Source organism: Caballeronia sp. HLA56, assembly GCF_054655155.1.
In genome coordinates this window covers 187,999-212,128 of record NZ_BAAHOB010000005.1, presented here as the reverse complement: position 1 = coordinate 212,128, position 24,130 = coordinate 187,999, and the positions used below count along the sequence as shown (strand labels likewise).

The window sequence follows — 24,130 nt, the reverse complement described above, 5'->3', positions numbered from 1 at the left end:
GCTTTTCGGCCGGGTCCTGGATCGCCTGCGCACGCTTCCACGAAGTGGTGAAAAGCACGATCGCGGCTAACTTCGCCGAACGGACCGCCAACACGGGCGAAAGACGCAAAACGCCGGCGCAAGGCCGGCGTTCGAAAAATTTGGAGGGAAGAAGCGTATCAGCGCGATGCCGTCTGCGTTTGCTCGCCCGCTTCGTTCCACACGACGGCGTTATCCACCGCGTAGAGCTTGCAGGGATCGGCGCTCTGCTTCTGGCAACTGGCGAGCGCGACGGACATTGGGTCGTCGCCGCCTTCGGCCCACGACCACGCGCCCGAGTTCGACACGGCGAACGCGCGGCTCGAATATTGGCTCAGGAAGTTGCGATAGCCGTTGCGGCCGCTTTCATCGATGAAGGGCACCGACTGCACGGCATCGAGGTTCGCAAAGTCGGTGGCCTTCGGCGAATGCGGCTCGGCGACCTGATATTGCACCGTGGTCGGCATGCCGACTTGCGCGAGGAACGCCTTCACACGCGGCCACCAGACCTGCACGCCGTCGCGGTCGCCGACGAGCCTATGCGCGTCGTTCTTGTAGGTGCCGAAGTCGGTCATCTGCGCGCGTGCGCCGTGCGACACGAATGCGGCATACATCTGCGTGGACAAGTCGCCTTGCCACACCGAATCGTTGTCACCGTAGAGCCACAGCGAAGGCAAACGAACGTTCTCGCCATAAGCGCCGAAGGCATCGACGAGATTCTTTTGCCAGCCGGTGCATTCGTCCTGACGCAGACCGCCCGAGAAATTGATGAGACCGCGCACGCCCGGCGCCGCGACCGCTTCGCGCGCACCGTAGGCCATGGTCGTCAAGCCGCCGTGCGAAGTGCCGCCCACGACGATATGCGTCTTGTCGACATAAGGCTGCTGGCTCATGTACGCGACCGCTGCGGCGACGTCTTCCGCCTGCGCGAAGCCGTTGGCTTCGACATCGCAACCATGACCGGCGTAGTCGCCGCCCGAGCCCGCGAAGCCGCGGCGATTCGGCACGACCACGACATAGCCATGACGCACGAACTCGCGTGCGAGCGCGACCGGCCGATTGCGCGGTTGGGCGTGCGAGTCGCCGGGGAGCTTGCCGTGGTTGAAGACGATCATCGGGAAAGGACCCGCGCCGTCCGGTTTGAAAACGGTCGTTTCGAGCGAGATGTCGGCTTCGGGAATTTGAACGATGCTTTCGTTCAGACCATTGCCGACGACCGGAAGGTGAGCGTCGAGCGCGTCGGGTATCTGGCCGAAGACGGGGGCTGAAAGCCCTTCGGAGGGGCGAACGCCGCCGATCGGTTCGGCTTTCACGACAGTCGTGATGAACGATGTCGCAAGTGAGCACACCATGCTGCATCCGACCAACCAGGTTCTGATCGCCATCCCTTAACTCCGCCTCGCTCCGATTAAGGCTTGATTGGCTTGGCCCCAAATGCACGATTGAAGTCACAAACCTATCTCGCTGCTCATGATGAGCAGTATCGAATGTGGGTTCCGGGAGCCATGCCTAGAAAAGGCATGACAATTGGCTTCAATACGGGGCTTCGCTGCGAACATCGGGGCGCGGCAATGACTGCGCCCTGACGTGAAGAGAGATTAACTGTTCAAAATTGCACTGCACAATAAGCGTAACCCCGTAACCATTTAATTTGAAAGGAGAAATCAAGGAAATTAATACTGAATTGGATTTATATGTTTTAAAGAGACATTTACTTTTCTTTTACGTCACCGTCGATATAGACCCAGTGGCCGGCGTTGTCGCGGCAAAAGCGGCTGGCTTCGTGCAAGCGATGCGCTCGCCCTTCGACCTTGTAGCGCGCGACGAATTCGACTTCCTCGTGTTGTGTATCGATCACAGCGTAACGTTTGATTTGCAAACCGAGCCAGCGTGTGTGCGCGTCGTTCGAGACATCGAGATCGGGCGGGCGGGTTTTGTCGTCCCAGGTCGCGCGCAGGTAGGTCGTATTGCCGAGGACGTAAGCGGTATAGCGCGAACGCATGAGTTCCATGGCGTTCGCCGGAAAGGCGCCGGCTTCGATAAAGCGCCCGCAGCACGCTTCATAACGCGGCGCGCGGGCGTTCGGATGTTGATTGGGCGATGCTCCGCCGCAAGGACATTCCACCGGCTTCATTGATCCACGCTCGGCATGTCGATGCGCCCCGGCTGGTTCTTCACGCGCGCAAGCCACGCGCGAATGGCCGGATAGCTAGCGAGATCGAGACCGGCTTCATCCGCGACATGCGTGTAAGCGTAAAGCGCGATATCGGCCACCGTGTAGCGCTCGGCGGCGAAGAACGTGCGCGTGGCGAGATGCTGCTCCATCACGTCGAGCGCGCGGTACGAACCAGCGATCTTGTCGGGCAGCCGCGGATCGTCGTGCTTCTTCAGGAACTGCTTGATGAAGCGCGCCACCGCGACATATGGCTCGTGACTGTATTGCTCGAAGAACATCCATTGCAGCACGCGCGCGCGTTCGAGCCGGTCGGCGGGCAGGAGCGGCGTGCCATCGGCGAGATAGCAGAGAATGGCGTTCGATTCGGTGAGCGCCGTTTGTTCGTCGATGACGAGCACCGGAACCTTGCCATTCGGATTGAGCTTCAGGAACGACTCGGTGCGCGTGGCGCCGTTCATCATGTCCACTTCGTGCCAGACGTAGGGCAGATTCAGTTGTTCAAGCGCGAGCCGCACCTTGTAGCAGTTTCCCGATGACGAAACGCCATGTACCTGATAAGTCACGTGCAATCTTCCCTTGTTATGGATGGTCGTGGCACGGCGCCAACTCTTTAGACCAGTTCGATACCCATGGCCGTCGCTTCGCCGCCGCCGATACACAAGCTCGCAACGCCGCGCTTGAGCCCGCGAGCCTTCAGCGCCGCAAGCAAGGTCACGAGAATGCGCGCGCCGGACGCGCCGATAGGATGTCCGAGCGCACACGCGCCGCCGTTCACGTTGACCTTGTCGTGCGGCAGATCGTGCTCGCGCATCGCGGCCATGGCGACTACGGCGAAGGCCTCGTTGATTTCGTAGAGATCGATATCGCCGGAACGCCAGCCGTTCTTCTCGAACAGCTTGCGAATGGCGCCAACCGGCGCGGTCGTGAACAACGCGGGCTGCTGCGCGAAAGTGCTGTGACCCACGACTCGCGCGAGCGGCGTCACGCCCAACCGCTTGGCGGTGGATTCGAGCATCATCACGAGCGCGGCGGCGCCATCGGAGATGGACGACGAATTCGCGGCCGTCACCGTGCCGTCCTTGGCAAACGCGGGCTTGAGCGATGGAATCTTCTCGATGTTCGCCTTGAACGGCTGTTCGTCGCGCGCGATGACCGTATCGCCCTTTCTGCCTTGCACCGTGACAGGCGCGATTTCCCAGGCGAAGGATCCGTCGTCGTTGGCGCGCTGAGCGCGTCGCAACGACTCGACGGCAAACGCATCTTGCGATTCGCGCGAAAACTCATACGACGACGCGCATTGCTCCGCGAACGCGCCCATGAGACGCCCCTTGTCGTAAGCGTCTTCCAGGCCGTCGAGGAACATGTGGTCGAGCACCTGACCGTGACCCATGCGCATGCCGCCGCGCGCCTTCGGCAACAGATACGGCGCATTCGTCATGCTTTCCATGCCGCCCGCGACGATCACATCGGCCGAGCCTGCCAGCAGCATGTCGTGCGCGAACATGGCCGCGCGCATGCCGGAGCCGCACATCTTGTTGATGGTCGTGCTGCCGGTGGAAAGCGGCAAGCCCGCGCCGAGCGCCGCTTGCCGTGCAGGCGCCTGACCTTGGCCCGCAGGCAGCACGCAGCCCATGATCGCTTCGTCGATCCGCGCGGGTTCGAGACCCGCACGTTCGCATGCCGCGCGAATCGCGACCGCGCCGAGCTGCGGCGCGGTCATCGCGGCGAAATCGCCCTGAAATGCGGCCATCGGCGTGCGTGCCGCCGATACGATGACCACGGAATCCTTCGATGTCTCACTCATGTTTCAGCTCCTTGATGACGCCTTGAATGACGGCGGGAACGTCGCCGAGCCGCGCCGCATCCGACGCGATCACATCGTTCGCCGCAGCATGCGCGCCGCCGCGCGTCAACGCGGCGAGGCATGCCTGATAGGTTGAATCCACCTGGTCTTGCGCGCTGATCATCATGCCCATGTTGCGCAAGCGGCCATCGTGCACGCCATAGGTCCAGCCGTGCACGGTGAGGTCCTGACCGCGCGCCCACGCGTCGTTGACGATGGTCGTGCGGCACACGTTGAGCGTCTGCTCGATGGTATTGAGTTCGACCAGACGCCGGTGCCGCGCTTCTCCAACCGGCCATTCATCGAGCAGCGCCGCGTGTTTTTCGCGCACGTCCTCGACGTGCCGCAACCAGTTGTCCGCGAGACCCACGCGCTGGCCGACGAGCGCCGCACCCACGCCCGAGCAGCCGTAGTGGCCGACGACCATGATGTGCTTCACCTTCAGCAAGTCCACCGCGAACTGAATGACGGACAGCGCATTGAGGTCCGAGTGAACGACCACGTTCGCGATGTTTCTATGCACGAACACTTCGCCGGGCGGCAAGCCGATGATCTGGTTCGCCGGCACGCGCGAGTCGGAGCAGCCGATCCACAGATACTCCGGCGCCTGCTGGTGCGCGAGGCGCGTGAAGAACTCCGCGTCGTCGGATAGCTTGCGTTCGACCCACGCCTGATTGTTGTCGAAGAGATGGGCGAGGGGATGGAAGGCTTGGTCGTTTTGCTCAGTCATGGTGATGGTCGTGTTTCGGGTACTTGCGCGCTCGATGATGTATCAAGCGGCGCGTATCGATGCCGTTGCCTTGTCGAAACGCTCCGGATAGCGGATGCAGAATCGCAGGGCCCGGTCGTAGGGGAAAAAATCGGCGAGTTCGCCTCGTTGTAGCTGCTCCTTGTGACGCTGCCACAGCGCGGGATCGAAAAAATCCGCGTGATGACGCATGAATGCTTCGCGCACGCGCGGATCGCCGAGCAGGAACGTGCCGTACGTCTCCGGAAAGATGTCGTGCGGCCCGACGGTATACCACGGTTCCCCGGACAGCTCGTCTTCCTCGTAGCGCGGCGGCGGCACGCTACGCACGTTGCAATCGGTCAGATACTCGATTTCATCGTAATCGTAAAACACGACACGCCCGTGGCGCGTCACGCCGAAATTCTTGTACAGCATGTCGCCGGGAAAGATGTTCGCCTGAATCAACTGCTTGATTGCGTCGCCATATTCGCGGATGCCGTGATCGACGTCCGCGTCGCTGCCGCCTTGCAGAAAGAGATTGAGCGGCACCATGCGCCGTTCGATATACACGTGCTTGATGACGAGCTTGTCGCCTTCGTATTCGATCATCGAAGGCGCTTCTTTTTCAAGTTCGCGGATCAACGCATCGTCGAGGCGCGCAAGCGGCAGCGCGACGCTCGAATATTCGAGCGTGTCGGCCATGCGGCCCACGCGGTCGTGACGCTTGACGAGTTGATACTTGCCCTGAATCTTCTCGCGCGTGGTTTCCTTCGGCGGCGGAAACGCGTCCTTGATGAGCTTGAACACGTAAGGAAACGAAGGCAGCGTGAACACGATCATCACGAGCCCCTTGATCCCGGGCGCCACGATGAAGCGATCGCTCGAATGTTTCAGATGATGCAGCAGGTCGCGATAGAACAGATTCTTGCCCTGCTTCTGCAAGCCCACCGAGGTATAGATTTCGGCCTTCGGCTTGCCCGGCATGATGCTGCGCAAGAACTGCACATACGCGGACGGCACTTCCATGTCGACGAGAAAGTACGAATGCGAGAAGCTGAAGATGACGAGCAACTGCTCCCGGTTCAAAAGCACGGTGTCGAGCGCCAGCAAGTGCGGCTGCGTGTGACGGATGGCAACCGCGAACGGAAGTAAGGCATCGCCATTGATGATGCGCCCGACGACATATGCCGCCTTATTGCGAAAGAACAGCGACGAGAGCACGTGAATCTGAAAGTTCGGCGCGGGCGTGAGTTGGCCAAAGGCCTCTTCGATTGCATCCACCACGCAATGCACGTCGCGCGGCAAATCCTCGAACGAAGGCTCCAGCTGAAAGTTCGTGACGATGCGTTCGAGCGTGGCCTGCAGCCCGTCTTTCTCGGGGTAATACGCGCGATACGTCGGCTTGGCGGCGGGCTCGTCGTTCTCGATGTATTCCGTCGAAATGGCGGGCCGCACGAAGATGAAATCGTTGTTGAAATACGAGCGATGCAGGATCTTGCAGCACACCGAGTTGAAGAACGTCTCGGCGCATTCCGGCTGCCGATGCGTCGTCAACAAGCCGATGAAGTGCAGCTTGATCTGCTGCCAGATTTCATCGTCGATGGTCTCGGCGTCGTACTCGTCTTCCAGCGACGTCACGCATTCCGCGACGCGATCGTCATAAGACGCGATGCGGTCGCGTGCGCGTTGCGCGAGCGCTTGCCAGTTGCCTTCCTCGAACAGATGCTTCGCCTCGACTGCCGCTTCGCGAAAGACGCGGTAATGGCGATCGAAGCCTTCGAGTATCGTCTGCGCGACATCGAAGCCTATTTGCGACGAGAGCAGCTTGGGGAAGTGATTCATGTCGGCTGGGCGTCTCGTTGGCCATCATGCGGCTTTGGCTCTGCGGGCGCGCTTTTCGACGCCAGCGGCAAGGAGCGCGCGGCCTTGCTTCTCGTATGTTTCGAGTTCGGCGAGCGTCGTGGTGAGATCGACGAGTTGCCGCTCGAGCACTTCGCGATGCGCCGCGATGGTATCGACAAAAGCCTGCAACTGCCGCGTGCCGCCCGTGGGCGAGTCGTACAAGTCCAGCAGCGTGCGAATCTCCGACAACGTAAAGCCGAGCCGCTTGCCGCGTAGCGTGAGTTTCAGGCGCGTGCGATCGCGTGACGAATACACACGCCGCAGGCCGTTCGCGCCTTCGCGCTCGGGCGCGAGCAGACCGTGGTCTTCGTAGAAGCGAATGGCGCGCGACGTAATGTCGAACTCGCGCGCCAGCTCGGTGATGGTGTAGTGAATTGCTTGAGTCATTGCCGGCGCCGGAGCACGTGATCACACATGCAACGTTAGAATAAGGTTTACGTTATCGTCAACCTGGCGAAATTGCAACGTGGCTTGAACCCGCATTCATGCTCACCTCAGAGGCGCAAAAGAATGAACGCACTCGAACATCAACTCGATTATGTTTTTGCCGACGAATTGCCCGAAGCGGGGCGCGTGAAGGAAGTCGCGCCTGGCCTTTACTGGCTGCGCATGCCTCTGCCGTTCGCGCTCGATCACATCAATCTGTGGCTATTGCGCGATGAGATCGATGGCGTGCAGGGCTGGACCATCATCGATTGCGGCATCTCGAACGAAAATATTCGCGCGAACTGGGAAAGCGTGTTCGACAGCGCGCTCGACGGCTTGCCTGTGCTGCGCGTGATCGTCACGCATTGCCATCCGGATCATCTCGGTCTTGCCGACTGGATCTGCAAGGGTGGCGACAAGGCACGCTGGAACGTGCGTCTCTGGATTGCGCTCGGCGAGTATGCAATGGGCCGCGTGATGGCCGCGGGCGATGGCTCGAACGCGGGCGGCGAGCGCGCGGCGAAGCACTTCGCGGCGCATGGTCTAACGGACGAGGCATCGCTCGATGCATTGAGAAAGCGCGACAGCTATTACCCGACGCTCGTGCCTTCCATCCCCGCCGAGTTCCGCCGTATCCGCGATGGCGACCGCATCGCGATTGGCGGACGCGAATGGCAAATCATTTCGGGCTACGGTCATTCGCCCGAACATAGTGCGCTGTATTGCGCGGCGGACAAGTTGCTCATTTCCGGCGATATGGTTTTGCCACGCATCTCGACGAACGTGTCCGTGTTCGCTATCGAGCCGGAAGGCAATCCGCTTGCGCTATATCTCGAATCGTTGGGACGCTACGAACACATGCCCGCCGACGTGCTCGCCTTGCCTTCGCATGGCAAGCCGTTTCGCGGCGTGCTCACGCGTATCGGTCAGTTGCGGGACCATCATCGCGCGCGGCTTGCGGAAGTGGTCGAGGCGTGCACGCAGCGTCCGTGCAGCGCGGGAGATATCGTGCCGATCATGTTCAAGCGCAAGCTCGATATCCATCAGATGACCTTCGCACTTGGCGAAGCGCTCGCGCATCTGAACTTGTTGTGGCTGGATGGCACGCTTACGCGCGAGACGGGCGAGGACGGGGTGATCCGGTACTCGCCTGGTTGAATCCATGAGCGATGCGTCTTGATGATTTTCGGCAGGGTAGGAAAGTCGATCCGCGGAAAGACGCGTCACGCTCGAGACTAACGTATTGCAATGAAGCCTTATGCACACACGGCGTTCCACGTGCTACGCTCCCACCACACAAAATTTGGTAGTTAAAAAAAATAGCCGAGGGGCCTATGGCGAAGGTGCATGTGCAAGCAAAGCGAGACTTCATTAAGTCGCAGACCTCTGCGACCCCGAGGTCCGCCCTTTCTGAATTAATCTGGAACGGTTTTGACGCCGGAGCAACACAAGTAAGCGTCACGTTAAAGTTCAACGAGCTTAATTGCCTAGAGACGATCATTGTTAGCGATGACGGGGGTGGTATCAACCATTCTGACGTCAATGCGTTTTTCGGCAGTCTGGGTGATTCTTGGAAAAAGCTTAAGGGCAGACAGAACGGTCGAGCGTTGCACGGAAAGAATGGCAAAGGCCGTTTCAAGGCCTTCAGCCTTGGAGAACTCGTTCAGTGGAGTACCGTCTACCAAGACAAACGTGGCCTGAGGGCGTATCGAATTGTCGGCCACGTGAACGAGATTGATGACTTCGACGTAAGCGAGCCAGAGGTAACTCGCGCGTTGAAAGGAACTGGGACGGAAGTAGTAATAGAAAATCTAAGCCACGACTTTCGCTCGTTCAGGGACGGGACGATGTTGATGGGCTTGACAAAGAATTTTGCGGCTTATCTTACTGAATATCCTGACTTGAGGCTCGAGTTCGATGGCTCGCGAGTGAATCCCGAAGACGTGCAGCAATGCCGATCGGACTACCATTTGCGTAACGTGATTCTCGCTGACGGCCGAGAGATATCTTCCTCGATGTCGATAGTCGAATGGAAGGTACCGACCGAACGTGTGCTCCATCTGTGTGATGCAAACGGAGTTACGCTGCACGAGTTGTCCGTTGGGCAGCACATAAGAGCTCCTGGTTACCACTTCACGGTCTATGTGAAAGCTGACCTATTCCGCGAGTTGGATCAGACGAACCAACTTGCCCTCTCGGAAATCCATCCGGACGTACAACAGGTATTAAAGGTTGTACGTTCAAGAACGAAAGATCATTTTCGGCGAAGGCTCGCAGAGAATCAGAGTGAGGTCGTGTCCAAGTGGAAGGCAGAGAACATCTATCCCTATGAGGAGAGAGCCGACATCGGCCCGATTGAGACGGTTGAGCGGCAGGTCTTCGACATCCTTGCTGTGAACGTGCAGAGCTATCTCCCCTCATTCGAGGAAGCCGACACGAAGTCGCGACGATTTACATTTCAACTTCTGGCGCAAGCTATTCGCCAGAATCCTGAATCAGTTCAAGTCATCATCAGTGAGGTCTTGGGGCTGAAGCAGGAGGCGCAAGACGACCTAGCCGCGCTGTTGAAGAAAACAAGTCTGTCGTCAATCATTAGTTCGGCAAAGGTCGTAGCTAATCGACTAAATTTTTTAACCGCGCTGGAGACTCTTCTTTTCGACCGTGACAGTAAGGCTGCGCTGCTTGAGCGTGACCAACTACATAAAACGCTTGAGGCCGAGTCCTGGTTGTTTGATGAAGCGTTCACTCTGGCAGGCAGCGAGCAGCGACTCGAAGACGTTCTCAAAAAGCATCTATTCAAGCTAGGAGACAGAGAAGACGTCGAAGTAATAACACCGGTCGACGTAGGCTCTGGCAAACGCGGCCGTGTCGATCTGATGCTTCAGAAAGTGATACAGCCGAGAACAGGCGAGTATGAATACTTGATCGTCGAGCTTAAGCGTCCGTCCAAGAAGATTGACGACGAGGTTATCACCCAGATCAAGAAGTATGCGATGGCGGTTGCGGCCGATGAGCGATTCCGTGACGTGCCGGCCAGGTGGACTTTCTTAGCCGTTTCGAATGATCTCGACGCTTTCGCCAAGCGAGAGGCAAACCAGAGGAATCGCCCAAAGGGTCAGGTATTCGACGACGCTGAGTTAAACATTACGGTGTGGATCAGGTCTTGGGCGGACGTGATTAATGATGCGCGCTCCAAGCTTCGCTTCATCAACCAGCAACTTTCCTACGAAGCTGATCTAGATAGCGCCAAGGATTATCTGCGCTTGGCACATGCGAAATTCATTCCTAATGTGCCTTGTTTCGACGATGTCGAGACAGAGGCGGAAGAGGCGCTGCTAGAGGTTGATTCCGAAGAGTAGCACGCGTGGATAGCTTGCACCTCCTCGGTCGATGTCAGCCAGTCGAGACGGGATGAAGCATCAATGCAGATGCTTCATCCTCGTGTGTCATTCGTCGATGCCTTCTCTAAACCCCTCACTGCACCGTCACAGCCCCGAAGTTCTGCCGCCCGAACGGACTCACGTTATAGCCGCTGACGTTGGCACGCGTGATTGCCGCCGCAGTCGGATAAACGAGCGGAATCCACAGCGCCTGATCGTGGATGATCTTCTGCGCGTCCACATAAGCCTTCGTGCGTTTCGCGACGTCGGAGGTGACCTTGCCATCCGCGATGAGCTTATCGAGTTGCGGGTCGCAGAAGCGCGCGAAGTTGATGCCCGACTTCACCGCATTGCAACTGAAAAGCGGCGAGAGGTAGTTGTCCGGATCGCCGTTATCGCCGGCCCAGCCCATGAAGAGCATGTCGTGCTGGCCCTGCTTGGCTTCCTTGATGAGTTCGCCCCACTCGATGATCTTCACCTGCGCCTTCACGCCGATCTTCGCCAGATCCGCCTGCAGCAGTTCGGCGCCAGCTTTCGGATTCGGGTTCAGCACACTGCCGTTCGGACGCACCCAGATGGTCGTTTCGAAGCCATTGGGCAAGCCTGCATCCGCGAGCAGTTTCTTCGCGGCATCGGGCGAATACTTGTACGCCGCGATGTTCTTGTCATAGCTCCACGTGTTCGGCGGATACGGGTTCACAGCGGGCGTTCCCGTGTTTTCGAACACCGTCTTCGTATAGGTGGTGCGGTCGAACGCCATGTTCAACGCCTGCCGCACCTTCGGGTTATCGAGCGGCTTCTTCTGCGTGTTCAGCGCGACGAACGCGGTCATGAATGCGGGCGTCTCGCTAACCTTCAGCGACTTGTCCTTCTTCGCGTCGAGCACGTCCTGCGGCTTCGGCGACAACGCGATCTGACATTCGCCCGCCTTGATCTTCTGCGCGCGCACGGCGGCGTCCGGCGTGATGGCATATATCAGGCGATCGACTTTAGGCTTCGGCCCCCAGTAGCGCTGATTCACGTCATAACGGATCACCGCGTCTTTCGTATAACTCTTGAGCACGAACGGACCGGTGCCGACAGGCTTGCTGTTCAGATCGACTTGCTGGTTCGCTTTCAGCAGCTTGTCCGCATATTCCGCCGAATAGATCGATGCGAAGCCCATCGTGAGGATCGGCACGAAGGTCGCGTTCTGCTCGTTGAGTTCGAACTTCACCGTTTTGTCATCGACCTTGGTCACGGCCTTGATGAGCTTCACGAGACCCATCGATTGCGCATGCGGGAAGCCGCTCGCGCCCGCGATCTTGTGCCAGGGGTTGCTGTCCGACAACATGCGCTCGAAGGTGAAGACGACGTCGTCGGCATTGAGCGGACGCGTCGGCTTGAAGTAGTCGGTGGTCTGGAACTGCACGTTCGGACGCAGATGGAACGTGTAGGTGAGACCGTCGCTGCTGAGCTCCCACTTCTCGGCGAGCGCGGGCGCGACTTTCTTCGCGGCCTCGTCGTATGACACGAGCGTGTTGAAGATGACATCCGCCGACGCGTTGGTCGTGACGAGCGAATTGAACTGCACGACATCGAAGCCGTCCGGGCTCGATTCTGTGCAGATGGTGAGCGGCTTGGCCATTGCGATAAGCGGCGCGGCGGCGAACGTCGCGGCGATGGCGGCAGCGAAAAGTGTGTTGCGCATGAGATCTCCCGTGACCCGGCTGGTCACATTACGATTGTTCTTGTGGCTGGTTTTACCCTGTGCGCGTGTGGCGAGCAAGTAGCGCATCCGCGCGGCTAGGTTAGCGAAGCGCTCGCCGCTCGACAACGAATCGTTGCGCATACGCTTATGCCTCGAACGCGCCGTGCGGGTTGCCGAACCGGGCGGCTCAGGCTACACTGCCCCGGTCTTTGGGGAGTAGCCTTCCTTCCATCAGCGAAGGAGAACGCGTCAACATCCTCGGCCTTGCTGCCGTGGCGCGTTCGACCGGTCGGTGCTGTCGCATCCGGCGGTTTGGCGAGACCATCGATGCGCTTTGTCGTTCTTGGTCGGACGGCGCATGGCGCATCGTGGTTCGCTGAACGTCCGACCGTGGAATCATCGTGTCCCCACAACTACAAAAATCCCTGTCTCTCTGCGCGCTCATTCGCGCCCGCGCGTTGCATCGTTTCCCGCGAGGTGCCGCATGACGATGCTTTTCGTCGAACTCGCGTTGATGCTCGCGGTCATTCTCATCGCATCGGAACTCTTCACCAATGCGCTCGAACATCTCGGCGAACGGCTCGGCATATCGGAGGGCGTGACTGGATCGCTGTTCGCGGCGGTCGGCACGGCGCTGCCGGAAACGACCGTGCCGATCATCGCGCTGCTGGGCGGCACGGCGAGCCGTTCGGTTAACGAAGAAATCGGTGTCGGCGCCATTCTCGGCGCGCCGCTGATGCTCGCGACGCTTTCCACTTTCCTGATGACGCTCGCGGTCATCAAATCGCGTGGCTTGCGCGGCCGGATCGTGCCCGAGCGCAGCGGCTTCACGCGCGACCTGAACTTCTTTCTCGTCGCGTTCCTGATTGCGGCCGGCGCCATGTTCGTGCCGCATCATGCGTGGCAGGTGCGGGCGATGTTCGCGGTCGGCCTCGTCGGCTTATACGTGATCTACGTGATCACCACGTTCAAGGCATCGGCGAGTCTTGTCGAAAGCGGACACGGCACGGAAGCGCCCGAGCGTCTCTTCATCACGCGCGTGGGTTTGCCGAACGGTATCGGGTCGATCATGCTGCAGTTCCTGATCGGCATCGTGCTGCTCGTCGGCGGGGCGAAGGGCTTCATCCACGGTGTGGAAGGCGTGTCGGCGGCGCTTGGCATATCGCCGCTCTTGCTCTCGCTCATCATCATTCCGATTGCAACCGAACTGCCGGAAAAGGTGAACAGCATTCTTTGGGCGCGACGCGGAAAAGATACGCTCGCGTTCGGCAACATCACAGGCGCGATGGTATTTCAGGGCACCTTGCTGCCGGGCATCGGCATCATGCTGACGCCGTGGGAGCCGCGCGTGGAAGTGCTGACCGGCGTGCTGATCACGCTCGCGGCGGCGGCATGGCTGCGCTTCAACGCGCGCGGCAATGGCGTGGTGTTGTGGGCATTGCTTGGCAATGGCATCTTGTACGCGGCTTATCTGACCTTAACCCTCGGCCGCTGAGCCTTCGAGCGACGCAAATAAAAAATGCCCGCGCGAGGCGGGCATCAAGAGCGAAGCGCCGCGTCATGTCTGACGCGTTCTTCTCGTTGTTCTTATTAAGGTTATCGGCGCGTGCCGGAAAAACTTTAGAAGCGCGCGGCTTGTTGATATCGTCCGGCGGCTTTCGCCTGATCCATCGACTTGCGGTACGCGGTCGACAGCATGGCTTGCGCGGCGTTCGCACGGCCCATCGTTGCTTCGATGCTCGCCTGAATCCGGCGAATGGTCGCGAGCGATTCAGCCGGCTGATTCGCTTCCACGGCCATCAGGAGCGGCGTGCGCGCCTCTGTGAGTTCGGCCGCGCGCGCCCAGTTTTCTTCGTTGACCGCTGCTTCGATCGCCTCGGTCAGTGCCCAGGCGTGTTGAATCATTTCTTGCTGGTTCATGTTCGTTCCTTACGACTTGTTGCTTGCTAGCGCGCCCGCGCTGTTGGTGCCGCCGAAGAGCGCGGTCAGGTAGCTGCCCTGCGTCGCCATCTGCGACATCAGCGTGTTGAGCGCGGTGAACTGATCGTTGTAGGTCGTGGTCAGTTGCGCCGTGTAGGAAGCGAGCGCGGTTTGCTGGTCCGTGATGCTCGAAAGATCGGCGGTGAGCGCGGTCGTGCGCGTATCGACAATACCGCCTGTCGCGAGAAATCCGGTCAGACTGTTGTTCAGTTGCGCGGCTACGCCCGTGCTCGAATTGAAGAGCGATGCCACCGCGCCCGAGTTGCTCGACAATGCCGCGGTCAACGCGTCTTCGTCGGTCTTGAGCGTGCCGTCCGGTTGCAGCGTAATGCCGATCGATGCGAGGTTCACCTGGCTCGTGCCGGAACCCACGCCCTTGGCAATCGTGCTGGAAAGGGCGTTGCGAATGGTGTTCATCATCGAGTCGCCGAGCAGCGCGCCGCCTTGCGAACCGGCTGCCTGGGTCGAGTCGAACGAAGTCAGCGACGCGGCCGTCGTGATGAAGTTGTTGTACGCGGTGACGAAACCATCGATGGCCGTCTTCTGCGTGGCCGTGTCCTGCGCGATGGTCAAGGTCTGGGTCGTGCCGACCGCATCCGACGTGAGATTCAGCGTCACGCCGGACAGCGCCGTCGTGACCGCATTGGTCGAGCTGCTGGCAGGCGTGCCCGCGATGGTGAAGTTGGCGTCCATGCCGGCCGTCGTCTGCGTCCAGTTCGACGAGCTGATGGCCGTCTGCGCCGGAACCGCATTGCCGTTCGAGTCTGTCGTGGCGGCGCTCAACGTCGATGCCACGTTGAGTTTGGACAAACCATTGTCGTCGGGCGTCGTGCCGTCGGACTGCATGTTCGGCGTGACCGCCACGGTAATGCCGTTGGCCTGGCCCGTCGACGCCGAGCGCAGCACGAGGTGCGCGCCATCGGTGCCGTTGACGACCGCCGCCGTGATGCCGGGGTTACCGCTTGCCTTGTTGATCGCGGACGCAATGCCCGCGAGCGTGTTGTTCGAAGAGTCGATGCTGATCGACATGTCCTTGCCGCCCACCGACAGCTTCATCGTGCCCGTGCCGAGTTGCGCGGTGCTGGTAAACGCGGTGGAGGTAAGCGATTGCGAGGTGGCGATGTTGCTGACCGCGACCGAATACGTGCCCGCGACCGCGCCGGTGCTGGCCGTGCCGGTCAGACCCTTGCCGCTGCCGGTCGCCGTGAAGGCGCCGAGCGTCGTGCCGTCCGCGAGCGAACTCACCGAGCTTTGCAAAAGCGACAGCACGGACTTGAGCGTGCCGACCGCGGTGAGCTGGGTGTTGTCCTTGGTTTGCTTGGCTGTCAGCGCATCCGTCTGTCCGGCGACCTTCGCGTTGACGATGGCGGTGACGAGCGAGTTCACATCCATCGTGGAGTTGGTCGAGCCACTGATGATCGACTGCGCGGCCTGCTGGACGGCGCTGGTCGGATCGACCGTGGATGCCGAAGTGGTTGCTACCGTGGACATGTATGGCTCCGTTTCTGGCTTCTTGCCGTGAGCGGTTGAAGATGCGTTTTACTGCGCCGTCAGCAGGCGATTCGTCATGAAGGCGCCTCTGGCGGAAATGCAAATCGGGAGGCAAGCCTCCCTGGGTACGTCGCCGGCGCGCCGTGATCGAGACGCGCCGGTTACTGCGTCGGCGATGCTTAGCCGAGGAGCTTCAGAACCTGCTGGGGCATCGAGTTCGCTTGCGCCAGAACCGAGATACCAGCTTGTTGCAGAACCTGAGCCTTCGAGAGGTTCGCGGTTTCTTGCGCGAAGTTCGCGTCGGTGATCTGCGACTGAGCGGACGACAGGTTGGTCGACTGCGCGGTCTGGGTAGCGGCAACCGAGCTGAAGCGGTTCTGCACAGCGCCCAACTGAGCTTGCAGCGAGTTCACTGCATCCAGTGCGTTGTCGACTGCCTCGATTGCGGACGATGCGCCGTTCGCCTTGCTGATGTCGATTTGCGACACTTGCGGCGGCGTGTTGTTCGCGGTCAGCGCGCCGACTTCGGACGTTTGAGCTGCAGTTGCCGAAGGAACGTTGGTGCTGTTCAGGCTGATGCTCGTGCTGCCTGCGGACAGACCCGTGAACACGTTCGACGAGGCGAACGAGCTGCCGAGTGCCTTGTTGTCCTGGTCGGTGAACGTGTAGCCGCCGGAGCCGTCAGCGATGACGTTGACCGACGTGATCGTTGCCGAACTGGCAGCTGCGGATGCACCCGTGTTGCCCAGGCTCAGACCGTCGACCGTGCCGATGACCGTGCCCTTCTGCGGGTTGCTGCCGCCGAGCGACAGAGCCGAGACGTTTGCTGCCGAGCCGAGGTCGATCGTGATCGACTGGCCGACGTTCGCGCCAACCTGGAACGTCTTGCTGCCGGCGGTGCCGTCGAGCAGGTTCGTGCCGTTGAACGTGGTTTGCGACGAGATACGGTTGATTTCGCTGATACGCTGCGTCACTTCTTGTTGCAGCGAGGTCTTGTCAGCCGTCGACAGCGAGCCGCTCGATGCTTGCACGGCCAACTGACGGATACGCTGAAGGTTGTCCGTGATCTGCGACAGACCGCTCGAAGCCGTCTGAACCATCGACACGCCGTCGTTCGCGTTCGAAACGCCTTGGTTCAGGCCGTTGATCTGCGAGGTCATGCGCGAAGCGATTGCGAGGCCAGCTGCGTCGTCTGCTGCGCTGTTGATGCGCTTGCCCGACGAAAGACGCGTGATTGCCGACGACAGTGCGCTTTGCGTGCCGTTCAGGTTTTGCTGAGCGACCAGCGAGTTGATGTTGCTATTGATACCGATCATTTTGTTTCTCCGATGAGGCCTGGCGCATTTATCTGAGTTGATAACGCCATCGTTTGGCGGAAGCGTCCGTCGTTTGTTTGTTTGGCCGCTTGTTTAGGTTTTCGGCCCGTGCTAGGCAAACTTTAGTGCTCGTTTCGATTTGCCTGATAAATACCTGGAAATCCGTGCTAAAGCTTGCCCAGCGGGGCTCTGCTGCCGATGCTCGCGGTTTTTGAATGCCCCGTCTGAGAGCTTTAACGGCAGACGGAGCGACTTCTTTCGTTAAAAAATTCGCTTCAGACGTCGAACGTGGCCGCAGCCTTGCCGGCGCACCAGCGCTGCCACATCTGGCGCATGCTGGCGGAGAGCGCGCGGGCCACCGTGTCGGGCTGGAAGCCCGGCGATTGCAGGCAGCGCTCGCGCATGCCGGCGCGGATCTGCGCGAGTTCTTCGACCCGGCCCGCCCACTCGATGCCCTTCGCGACGAAGTCCGCGCGGTCGCGAGCCACGAAGTCACCGAGGCCCGTGTTGGAAAGCACCGACGTGCTGCCTCGGCTCGCGATCAGTTCGCCGGGTAAGGTGAGCGTGGGCACGCCCATCCACAGCGCCTGCATGGTGGTGACGCCGCCCGCGTAAGGGAACGTGTCGAGCGCGATATCGGCGTCGAGGTGATGCGCGAGATAGCGCACGAGCGACGAGCGCTGACGAAACTCGAGCCGGCTCACATCGATTCCTTCCTTCTCGAACCAATCGATCAGAATCGTGTGGCTGTTGTCGCGCGGCACGCCTGCGATCAACATGCGCGCATCCGGCACCGCGCGCAGCAGTTCCGACCACAGCGCGATGGTGCGCGGACGCAGTTTGTTGAAGCGGTTGAAGCTGCCGAAAGTGATGTGGCCGTTGGTGAGCGCGGGCAACGCGTTGAGCGCCGGCGCATGTTCCGAGGGCTTGAAAGGCGCATACGCCGGCAGATAAGCCAGCTTTTCGACGAACTGACCGTCGATCTGTTCTTCAGGCACATAGTGGCGATCGCCGATGTAGTAATCCATCGCGGTCATGCCGGTCGTGCCGAGATAGCCCATCCACGTCGCCTGGATCGGCGCGGGTTTGCGCGCGAAAGTCAGCAGGCGGTTATAGGCCGTGTGCCCCGAAAGATCGATCAGCACGTCGATGCCGTCCGCGCGAATCTTGTCGGCGAGCGCGGCATCGCTATAACCCGAGACGTCGTGCCAGCGCGGCACGATATCGCGCAGCGTGCGCGTGACCTCGTCGGTCACCGAGCGGTTGTAGTACGCGTGCACCGTGACGCTGGGATCGTTTACGAGATAGCGGAACACCGGCTCGATGAAGACAGCCACCGGATGCTGGTTGTAGTCGCCCGAGACGAAGCCCACGCGAATGCAGCGGTTCGGGTCCGGCTGGTTCCGATGCTTCTTCCACGTCGATTGCAGCGGCTTCGCGCATTGCTCGGCGAAGTACAGATGCTGCTCGAAGTACGCCTTCCGGTCGATTTCTTCCTTGTGCGACAAGCAGAACAACAGGTTCTCGTGCGCGCTGTCGCAAGTTGGATCGAGTTCGATCGCGCGACGCGAATGCTTCTCCGCGTCGTCGAATCGCGTCTGGTCCATCAGCACCACGCCGAGCGTTTCGTGCGCTTTCGCCGACAACGGCGCGAGTTCCACGGCGCGACGGCAAGCAGCTTGCGCGTCGTCGAGGCGCATCAGCGAGCGCAGCGTCACGCCGAGAATGCGGTGCGCTTCCGGATAGTTCGGGTCCTGCTCGATCATGCGCCGGCATTCGGCTTCCGCTTCGAAGAACTTGTCGAAGAGGCGCAGGGAGTCGGCCAGGATTCGGCGAACGTCGATTCCATCCGGCTTCAATTGCAGATAACGGCGTAGCGAGGGAATGGCCGACTGCAGGTCCATCAGGCGAACCTGGGCCACGCCCATGACTTCCCATCCCAGCAGAAAAGTGGGGAAGCGCTGCGTCAGGGTCTTCGCGAGCGCCACGGCTTCTTCGAGTCGCCCGCCATTGAAGTGCGCATGCAACTGCTGTACTTCCTGCGGCGTCGGCGTCGTGCGGCCGTTTGGCGCCGTGATGCCTTCGCGCGACTTTGTCGCATCGCGCAGTTCGGCGGCCAGTTTCTCGATTGCCGGCCCGCTCATGCCTTGCGCGACTGCGACTTCGAACACGATATTCGCCGCCGCGACCTGACCGCTGCGCGTCAGCACGTCGATATACGTAGCCCAATAGATATGCTGCGTCGGGTCCGTGCCGATCGCGGTTTCGAAGAACGGCACGGCTGCCTCGTATTGACCGCGCTGCGCCATCAGCATGCCGAGGTTGAAGTTGGCGTCGGCGTGTTGCGGCCGCGCGTCCAGAACGAGGAGATAGAGCTTCTCGGCCTCGTGCAGGTTGAGCGTCTGATGCTGCAGGATCGCGGCTTGCAGCACATCGGCGAGATCGGCCTCGAACTGCTGGTCGGCGTTCGTCGCGACGTGTGCGGGCGTTTGGTCCAGTGCTTCGAAGGTGTTCATGGTCTCGGCATTTCGGTAGCGTTGCACGGATTATCGAGCCGTCCACCTTGAGCCGAAGGGCGGAACTGGCGGGGAAAAACCGCTCAGTTCGGCGCTTTTGCGCGAGGCACCGAAAAGCGCGCCGAGCGCACGGGCGCGTTCCCGCGTATCCTTTTCGATCCGTACCCATCAAGCATCCGGAGCACACATGCAGACACGCACCATCGGCAAATCGGATCTCAAAGTCGCGCCGCTTTCTTTCGGCGGCAACGTGTTCGGCTGGACCGCGGACGAGCGCACGTCGTTCTCCATCCTCGACGCGTTCGTTGATCACGGCCTCAATTTCGTCGATACCGCCGACGTTTACTCCGCTTGGATCGACGGGCACCAGGGCGGCGAGTCGGAGACGATCATCGGCAAGTGGTTCAAGGAAAGCGGCAAGCGCGACAAGATCGTGCTGGCGACCAAGGTCGGCATGCTGAGCACGCGCTCGGGGCTTTCGGCGGCGAATATCGCGGCGGCGGTGGACGACTCGCTGCGGCGCCTGAAGACCGATTACATCGACGTGTACTACTCGCATCGCGACGACGAAAACACGCCGCTCGAAGAAACGCTCGGCGCTTATCAAAAGCTCATCGCCGCAGGCAAGGTGCGCGTGATCGGCGCGTCGAACTATTCGGGCGCGCGGGTGGAAGAGGCGCTGAAGATCTCGAAGGAGTCGGGACTGCCCGCATACGAAATCCTTCAGCCGGAATACAACCTCTACGATCGCGAAGCCTACGAGACGGATCTCGAACCGGTCGTCGATGCCAACAAGCTCGCCGTGGCGACGTACTTCAGTCTTGCAAGCGGCTTTCTGTCGGGTAAGTATCGCTCGAAGGAAGACACGCAGGAAAAGGCGCGCGGCTCGCGTGTGGAGAAGTATCTGAACGACCGCGGTTTGAAAATTGTCGATGCGCTCGTCGAAGTCGCCAAACGCAATGACACGGCGCCCGCGACGGTCGCGCTTGCGTGGATCATCGCGCGCCCGAGCGTGACCGCGCCTATCGCCAGCGCGACGTCCGTGCAGCAACTGGAAAGCCTTGCGGAAGCCACGCGCCTGCAACTCACGCCGGAAGATGTCAAAGCGCTCGACGAAGCCAGCGCCTGGCAAAAATAATTCCGCTGCATCAAAGGCTTGCAGTGAACCGGGGTGTTGGCACGGGCGCGAGGTTCTGGTAACATCGCGCCCGAATCGAGAAATGTGTCCGATTTTTGCCCTTGCCGTCGAGCGTGAAAATGCTCAATGTGCAGCAGACGGCTCCAAATGCGCGTTCACGTCTTTCCAGCGAGCGCGCAACTGAATCTCAACTCTCTCTCTTTTCCGGCCTCCGTGGCCGCTTTGCTCGTGTCCGCCGTGTTGGGTGGACGATCGGAGTGCCGGCGCGCGGCGGGTTTGTCCGTCGTGCAGTTAGAAATACGTTTAGCGAAACAGGATTTACATGACCACCATTACCCTTAAAGAAAACGAGCCGTTTGATGTCGCGATTCGGCGTTTCCGTCGCACGATCGAAAAGAATGGCCTGATCGCGGAACTCCGCGAGCGCCAGTCGTACGAAAAGCCGACCACCGCGCGCAAGCGCAAGAAGGCAGCAGCCGTTTCGCGTCTGCGCAAGCGCCTGCGCAGCCAGATGCTGCCGAAGAAGATGCACTAAGCGTCTTCGCCTCGGGCCGGGTGCGAATCTGGTTCGGCAAAGGCAAACGGCGGTGCGACCCGTAAGGGCGCACCGCCGTTTTGCTTTCTACCGCCGGTCTTTAGACGAACGCGTGACGCTTGCCGAGTACCGCGAGCCGATGTGGCCATTCCTCGACGCTCGAGTCGTCGTGAATTTGCTCCAGCTCCATCAATAGATCGATCACGTTCGGATCGTACGCATTCACATTCGACGCATACAGCGCGCGCAATAGCTTGCCGTCGTGCGCGTGCCGGTAGTACGAAATTCCCACGCCTTCGAGCGCCGGGTCGTAATGCTCGTCGCGCACCAGCGAACCGATTGCGCACTTGCGCCCGTTCGCGCTGCGCAGGCGGCAGGAACCGTTGTCATCTTCCGATACCGCGCCTTGCTCCAGCAAATGCCGGCTGACGCGTTGGTAGATGTCCTTTGGACTCAACATCGTGATTGGGCTCAACATCTCGACACCCGAAGCGCTTATGCAGCCGTTTTCAGGAGCTCGGCCGACAGACCGAACTGGCGCGCGATCGAAGCAAGACGCTCGCGCCATTCCCATTTGCCGAAAACGTCATGCACGTTCTGCAGGCAGGAGAGCAACTCGACGGTGTTGGGATCGAACACGTTGATACGCGCGCGCAAGAGCGCACGCTTGAGACCCGCGACGCCTACATCCATATACGCCGGCACCACTTCAGGCGCCTTCGCGATGTAGCGAATGGGAATGCCTTCCATCGCCGTGATGTAGTCGCGCGGCTGAATGAAGCTGCCGATCGGGCAGCCGCCGCAGTATCCGCGATACGCGCCGCCGCCGTGTGGCAGCAATGCGGCTTGTCCTTGCACGAGAAGATGCTGGACTGCGCGGTTGAAAATGTCCTGATGTGTCAGGAAGTTAAGGCTTTTCATATTCATTCTCCCCTGCGCCCCTGCGCAGCGGCCAAGCGTTGAGTAGTTCGAGCAACCTGCACTTGCGGCACCGGAACAGCGGCGTTGTTGCGACTGCTGTCCGGGTACTGCTTCGAGCATGATGGTTTTCCCGGCCTGGACGCCTGGGTCTCATAGCGTCCTTATGCTCGCGTCGGATTCTTGATTCCTTGAACGATCCGCTTACCGACAGTTATAACGGTTCGGCTCGGTAAAAAGGTGCGGTGGCGCACGCGAGGACGCCATTTTTACATGAACCGCACGTTCGTGCAGTGCGGAAGAAGCATCGGAAACCCTTATCCAGAAAGGTTTTCGCGCTGCTTCACTGCAAAAAAACGTCAGCTATAAGGATCTTCCCTTATACGTAGTTTTTGCACTCAGGCATGTTGCCAAAAAGCAAAGATTTTCCATATCGGACTGGGCTCATTGCTTGGTCTTGGCGGGCGCTTTCCGTTTTGTCTTGATTTTTTGCCGCGCCTGACACGTCGCCACGTGGTCGTTGACCATGCCGGTCGCCTGCATGAACGCATAGCAAATGGTCGTGCCGATGAACTTGCAGCCGTACTTCTTGAGCGCGCGGCTGAGTTCGTCCGACTCGGGCGTCGATGCTGGTGTTGGATTGACCGCGCTCCGGGGCGTGTCGATCGGCGCGTCGCCGACGAACGACCACACGAAGCTGGCGAACGACCCGTGCTCCGCCTGAATTTGCTGGACCGCGCGCGCATTGAGCACCGCCGATTCGATCTTCATGCGGTTACGCACCACGCGCGCGTCGCCGACGATCCGCTCGATGTCCTTCGCAGTGAAGCGCGCGACTTTCTCGATATCGAAGTCCGCGAACAGCGCGCGGTAGCCCTCCCGTTTGTTGAGAATGGTCGACCACGAAAGCCCGGCCTGCGCGCCTTCGAGCACCAGCATTTCGAAGAGGTGACGATCGTCGCGGGAGGGCACGCCCCATTCGGTGTCGTGATAGTGGACCATTGCGTCCGTCGTGGCGGTCGCCCAGGAGCAGCGGGTTGCGTCGGTATCGGCCATTGCGTTTCTCGGTTTTCGGATCGCGTCAGGATAGCCGAAGGGCCGCTTTCCGCCACCTCGGCCATTCGGCCAATTGGCGCGCGCCGCCAGCACCGGTAAGCTTGCGGCCATGACTACCTCGACTCTTATTTCTTCCGACGGCTTTCTGCTGGGCATCGACGGCGGCGGCAGCGGCACGCGCGTGATTCTTGCCGATGCTGTCGGCGCCGAACTCGCGCGCGTGAGCGGCGGTCCCTCGGCGCTCGCGCTCGGCGTGGAGCGCGCGTGGCAGGCTATCGGCGATGCTTGCCGGCGCGCCTTCGAAAGCGCCGGTCTGCCGTTCGACTGGAACGCGTGCTCGCTCGGCTGCGGTCTGGCTGGCGTCAATAACGCAGACTGGCTCGCGGGCTTTCTTGCTCACGCGCCACGCGTGCGCGCGTTGAGCGTCGAGAGCGACGCCTACACCACGGTTCTGGGCGCGCACGGAGGCGACGCGGGCGTGATCGTCGCGCTCGGTACGGGCAGCATCGCGGCATCGCTCGATGAAGCCGGTGTATGCCGGATCGCCGGCGGTTATGGCTTTCCGAGCGGCGACGAAGCCAGCGGCGCGTGGCTCGGCCTGCGCGCGGTCGTGCATCTTCAGCGCGTTCTCGACGGTCGCGCGGATGCCGACGGCTGGTCGCGCGCACTGCTCGAACGCACCGGCGCAAGCGATCGCGACAGCCTTGTCGTGTGGCTCTGCGCCGCCAATCAGACGGTTTACGCCACGCTCGCGCCGCTCGTCTTCGAGTTCCGCGATCATCCGGCGGCGGCGCGTTTGCTCGCGCAGGCCGCACGGGAGATCGAGACGCTCGTCGGCGCGCTCGATCCCGCGGGCAAGCTGCCTGTTGCGTTGTGCGGCGGACTAGCCGCGCTTTACGAGCCGTTCGTGCCTGCCGCCTTGCGCGAACGCGTGCGATCCCCGCGCGCCGATTCGGCCGCTGGCGCGTTGGAACTGGCGAGACGTGCGCATCGTCCGGCGCGATAAAATAGCCCG

Annotated in this window: 21 protein-coding genes and 1 riboswitch; of the genes, 6 read left to right on the top strand and 15 right to left on the bottom strand. The window is 60.6% G+C overall.

All coding sequences use genetic code 11. The features are described 5' to 3' along the window. Nucleotides 1–158: 158 nt before the first annotated feature. From ACYQ47_RS20440 to ACYQ47_RS20410, 7 genes are all read right to left on the bottom strand, one after another. Nucleotides 159–1,403 (bottom strand): dienelactone hydrolase family protein, encoded by a 1,245-nt coding sequence (locus ACYQ47_RS20440; RefSeq protein WP_250491673.1) that lies wholly within the window; start codon nucleotides 1,401–1,403, stop codon nucleotides 159–161. A 326-nt stretch (nucleotides 1,404–1,729) separates the two neighbouring features. Further along, on the bottom strand, nucleotides 1,730–2,152 hold the full coding sequence (locus ACYQ47_RS20435; RefSeq protein WP_459906590.1) for a YchJ family metal-binding protein: 423 nt from the start codon (nucleotides 2,150–2,152) through the stop codon (nucleotides 1,730–1,732). Then, nucleotides 2,149–2,757 carry a glutathione S-transferase family protein gene (locus ACYQ47_RS20430; RefSeq protein WP_250491675.1) on the bottom strand — a complete coding sequence of 203 codons (609 nt, stop codon included), beginning with the start codon at nucleotides 2,755–2,757 and terminating at the stop codon, nucleotides 2,149–2,151. Before ACYQ47_RS20430 ends, ACYQ47_RS20435 begins: the two co-directional genes overlap by 4 nt. Before the next feature lie 47 nt (nucleotides 2,758–2,804). Next, nucleotides 2,805–3,998 carry an acetyl-CoA C-acetyltransferase gene (locus tag ACYQ47_RS20425; protein WP_250491676.1) on the bottom strand — a complete coding sequence of 398 codons (1,194 nt, stop codon included), beginning with the start codon at nucleotides 3,996–3,998 and terminating at the stop codon, nucleotides 2,805–2,807. Beyond that, a complete protein-coding gene (gene can / locus ACYQ47_RS20420; protein ID WP_250462664.1) occupies nucleotides 3,991–4,767 on the bottom strand; it encodes a carbonate dehydratase in 777 nt (258 codons plus the stop codon). Before can ends, ACYQ47_RS20425 begins: the two co-directional genes overlap by 8 nt. 42 nt (nucleotides 4,768–4,809) lie before the next feature. Next, a complete protein-coding gene (aceK, locus tag ACYQ47_RS20415; protein ID WP_244826792.1) occupies nucleotides 4,810–6,609 on the bottom strand; it encodes a bifunctional isocitrate dehydrogenase kinase/phosphatase in 1,800 nt (599 codons plus the stop codon). Between the two features lie 24 nt (nucleotides 6,610–6,633). Continuing rightward, a complete protein-coding gene (locus ACYQ47_RS20410; RefSeq protein ID WP_250491677.1) occupies nucleotides 6,634–7,056 on the bottom strand; it encodes a MerR family transcriptional regulator in 423 nt (140 codons plus the stop codon). 123 nt (nucleotides 7,057–7,179) lie between these two features. On the opposite strand from ACYQ47_RS20410, the gene ACYQ47_RS20405 reads away from it, so the two are divergent. Together ACYQ47_RS20405 and ACYQ47_RS20400 are read left to right on the top strand one after the other, a co-directional pair. Continuing rightward, nucleotides 7,180–8,253: an MBL fold metallo-hydrolase gene (locus tag ACYQ47_RS20405; protein ID WP_459906589.1), complete on the top strand. Its 1,074-nt coding sequence runs from the start codon at nucleotides 7,180–7,182 to the stop codon at nucleotides 8,251–8,253. 176 nt (nucleotides 8,254–8,429) lie between these two features. Further along, nucleotides 8,430–10,454, top strand: coding sequence for an ATP-binding protein (locus ACYQ47_RS20400; protein WP_459906588.1), 2,025 nt, complete (start codon nucleotides 8,430–8,432; stop codon nucleotides 10,452–10,454). A gap of 115 nt (nucleotides 10,455–10,569) precedes the next feature. On the opposite strand, the gene ACYQ47_RS20395 is transcribed toward ACYQ47_RS20400, so the two are convergent. Beyond that, nucleotides 10,570–12,165 (bottom strand): ABC transporter substrate-binding protein, encoded by a 1,596-nt coding sequence (locus tag ACYQ47_RS20395; RefSeq protein ID WP_459906587.1) that lies wholly within the window; start codon nucleotides 12,163–12,165, stop codon nucleotides 10,570–10,572. Between the two features lie 199 nt (nucleotides 12,166–12,364). After that, nucleotides 12,365–12,518: riboswitch (yybP-ykoY riboswitch) on the top strand. Between the two features lie 131 nt (nucleotides 12,519–12,649). On the opposite strand from ACYQ47_RS20395, the gene ACYQ47_RS20390 reads away from it, so the two are divergent. After that, on the top strand, nucleotides 12,650–13,660 hold the full coding sequence (locus ACYQ47_RS20390) for a sodium:calcium antiporter (protein WP_309961731.1): 1,011 nt from the start codon (nucleotides 12,650–12,652) through the stop codon (nucleotides 13,658–13,660). A 125-nt stretch (nucleotides 13,661–13,785) separates the two neighbouring features. Here ACYQ47_RS20390 and ACYQ47_RS20385 read toward each other — a convergent pair whose 3' ends face one another. The 4 genes from ACYQ47_RS20385 to ACYQ47_RS20370 form a co-directional block, all read right to left on the bottom strand. Further along, nucleotides 13,786–14,085, bottom strand: coding sequence for a flagellar protein FliT (locus tag ACYQ47_RS20385; RefSeq protein ID WP_244826797.1), 300 nt, complete (start codon nucleotides 14,083–14,085; stop codon nucleotides 13,786–13,788). Nucleotides 14,086–14,094: 9 nt separating this feature from the next. Beyond that, nucleotides 14,095–15,636 (bottom strand): flagellar filament capping protein FliD, encoded by a 1,542-nt coding sequence (fliD, locus tag ACYQ47_RS20380; RefSeq protein WP_244826798.1) that lies wholly within the window; start codon nucleotides 15,634–15,636, stop codon nucleotides 14,095–14,097. Between the two features lie 179 nt (nucleotides 15,637–15,815). Beyond that, nucleotides 15,816–16,952: a flagellin gene (locus tag ACYQ47_RS20375; RefSeq protein WP_250508479.1), complete on the bottom strand. Its 1,137-nt coding sequence runs from the start codon at nucleotides 16,950–16,952 to the stop codon at nucleotides 15,816–15,818. A gap of 275 nt (nucleotides 16,953–17,227) precedes the next feature. Next, a complete protein-coding gene (locus tag ACYQ47_RS20370) occupies nucleotides 17,228–19,468 on the bottom strand; it encodes a tetratricopeptide repeat protein (RefSeq protein WP_244826800.1) in 2,241 nt (746 codons plus the stop codon). 187 nt (nucleotides 19,469–19,655) lie between these two features. Here ACYQ47_RS20370 and ACYQ47_RS20365 point away from each other — a divergent pair, with 187 nt between their 5' ends. Together ACYQ47_RS20365 and rpsU are read left to right on the top strand one after the other, a co-directional pair. Next, nucleotides 19,656–20,606 (top strand): aldo/keto reductase, encoded by a 951-nt coding sequence (locus ACYQ47_RS20365; protein ID WP_244826801.1) that lies wholly within the window; start codon nucleotides 19,656–19,658, stop codon nucleotides 20,604–20,606. 322 nt (nucleotides 20,607–20,928) lie between these two features. After that, nucleotides 20,929–21,141, top strand: coding sequence for a 30S ribosomal protein S21 (gene rpsU, locus ACYQ47_RS20360; protein ID WP_244826802.1), 213 nt, complete (start codon nucleotides 20,929–20,931; stop codon nucleotides 21,139–21,141). 100 nt (nucleotides 21,142–21,241) lie between these two features. Here rpsU and ACYQ47_RS20355 read toward each other — a convergent pair whose 3' ends face one another. The 3 genes from ACYQ47_RS20355 to ACYQ47_RS20345 all read right to left on the bottom strand — a co-directional run bounded on the left by ACYQ47_RS20355 (nucleotide 21,242) and on the right by ACYQ47_RS20345 (nucleotide 23,115). Then, nucleotides 21,242–21,619 carry a phospholipase D-like domain-containing protein gene (locus ACYQ47_RS20355; protein ID WP_244826803.1) on the bottom strand — a complete coding sequence of 126 codons (378 nt, stop codon included), beginning with the start codon at nucleotides 21,617–21,619 and terminating at the stop codon, nucleotides 21,242–21,244. Between the two features lie 17 nt (nucleotides 21,620–21,636). Continuing rightward, nucleotides 21,637–22,062: a hypothetical protein gene (locus tag ACYQ47_RS20350; RefSeq protein ID WP_244826804.1), complete on the bottom strand. Its 426-nt coding sequence runs from the start codon at nucleotides 22,060–22,062 to the stop codon at nucleotides 21,637–21,639. A gap of 441 nt (nucleotides 22,063–22,503) precedes the next feature. Then, the gene (locus ACYQ47_RS20345) at nucleotides 22,504–23,115 is read right to left on the bottom strand and encodes a DNA-3-methyladenine glycosylase I (protein ID WP_244826805.1); all 612 of its coding nucleotides are present in this window, start codon (nucleotides 23,113–23,115) and stop codon (nucleotides 22,504–22,506) included. A gap of 109 nt (nucleotides 23,116–23,224) precedes the next feature. Between ACYQ47_RS20345 and ACYQ47_RS20340 the strand changes: the two genes are divergently transcribed. Beyond that, nucleotides 23,225–24,121, top strand: a complete 897-nt coding sequence (locus tag ACYQ47_RS20340) for a glucosamine kinase nucleotide-binding domain-containing protein (RefSeq protein ID WP_459906586.1) — start codon at nucleotides 23,225–23,227, stop codon at nucleotides 24,119–24,121. Nucleotides 24,122–24,130: the final 9 nt, after the last annotated feature.

Coding starts and splice junctions, on each gene's coding strand:
- ACYQ47_RS20410 (WP_250491677.1), bottom strand. CDS start 7,056: ATGACTCAAGCAATTCACTACACCATCACCGAGCTGGCGCGCGAGTTC.
- ACYQ47_RS20355 (WP_244826803.1), bottom strand. CDS start 21,619: ATGTTGAGCCCAATCACGATGTTGAGTCCAAAGGACATCTACCAACGC.
- ACYQ47_RS20340 (WP_459906586.1), top strand. CDS start 23,225: ATGACTACCTCGACTCTTATTTCTTCCGACGGCTTTCTGCTGGGCATC.
- ACYQ47_RS20395 (WP_459906587.1), bottom strand. CDS start 12,165: ATGCGCAACACACTTTTCGCTGCCGCCATCGCCGCGACGTTCGCCGCC.
- ACYQ47_RS20400 (WP_459906588.1), top strand. CDS start 8,430: ATGGCGAAGGTGCATGTGCAAGCAAAGCGAGACTTCATTAAGTCGCAG.
- ACYQ47_RS20390 (WP_309961731.1), top strand. CDS start 12,650: ATGACGATGCTTTTCGTCGAACTCGCGTTGATGCTCGCGGTCATTCTC.
- ACYQ47_RS20425 (WP_250491676.1), bottom strand. CDS start 3,998: ATGAGTGAGACATCGAAGGATTCCGTGGTCATCGTATCGGCGGCACGC.
- ACYQ47_RS20365 (WP_244826801.1), top strand. CDS start 19,656: ATGCAGACACGCACCATCGGCAAATCGGATCTCAAAGTCGCGCCGCTT.
- ACYQ47_RS20350 (WP_244826804.1), bottom strand. CDS start 22,062: ATGAAAAGCCTTAACTTCCTGACACATCAGGACATTTTCAACCGCGCA.
- can (WP_250462664.1), bottom strand. CDS start 4,767: ATGACTGAGCAAAACGACCAAGCCTTCCATCCCCTCGCCCATCTCTTC.
- ACYQ47_RS20435 (WP_459906590.1), bottom strand. CDS start 2,152: ATGAAGCCGGTGGAATGTCCTTGCGGCGGAGCATCGCCCAATCAACAT.
- ACYQ47_RS20440 (WP_250491673.1), bottom strand. CDS start 1,403: ATGGCGATCAGAACCTGGTTGGTCGGATGCAGCATGGTGTGCTCACTT.
- fliD (WP_244826798.1), bottom strand. CDS start 15,636: ATGTCCACGGTAGCAACCACTTCGGCATCCACGGTCGATCCGACCAGC.
- ACYQ47_RS20385 (WP_244826797.1), bottom strand. CDS start 14,085: ATGAACCAGCAAGAAATGATTCAACACGCCTGGGCACTGACCGAGGCG.
- rpsU (WP_244826802.1), top strand. CDS start 20,929: ATGACCACCATTACCCTTAAAGAAAACGAGCCGTTTGATGTCGCGATT.
- aceK (WP_244826792.1), bottom strand. CDS start 6,609: ATGAATCACTTCCCCAAGCTGCTCTCGTCGCAAATAGGCTTCGATGTC.
- ACYQ47_RS20370 (WP_244826800.1), bottom strand. CDS start 19,468: ATGAACACCTTCGAAGCACTGGACCAAACGCCCGCACACGTCGCGACG.
- ACYQ47_RS20345 (WP_244826805.1), bottom strand. CDS start 23,115: ATGGCCGATACCGACGCAACCCGCTGCTCCTGGGCGACCGCCACGACG.
- ACYQ47_RS20375 (WP_250508479.1), bottom strand. CDS start 16,952: ATGATCGGTATCAATAGCAACATCAACTCGCTGGTCGCTCAGCAAAAC.
- ACYQ47_RS20405 (WP_459906589.1), top strand. CDS start 7,180: ATGAACGCACTCGAACATCAACTCGATTATGTTTTTGCCGACGAATTG.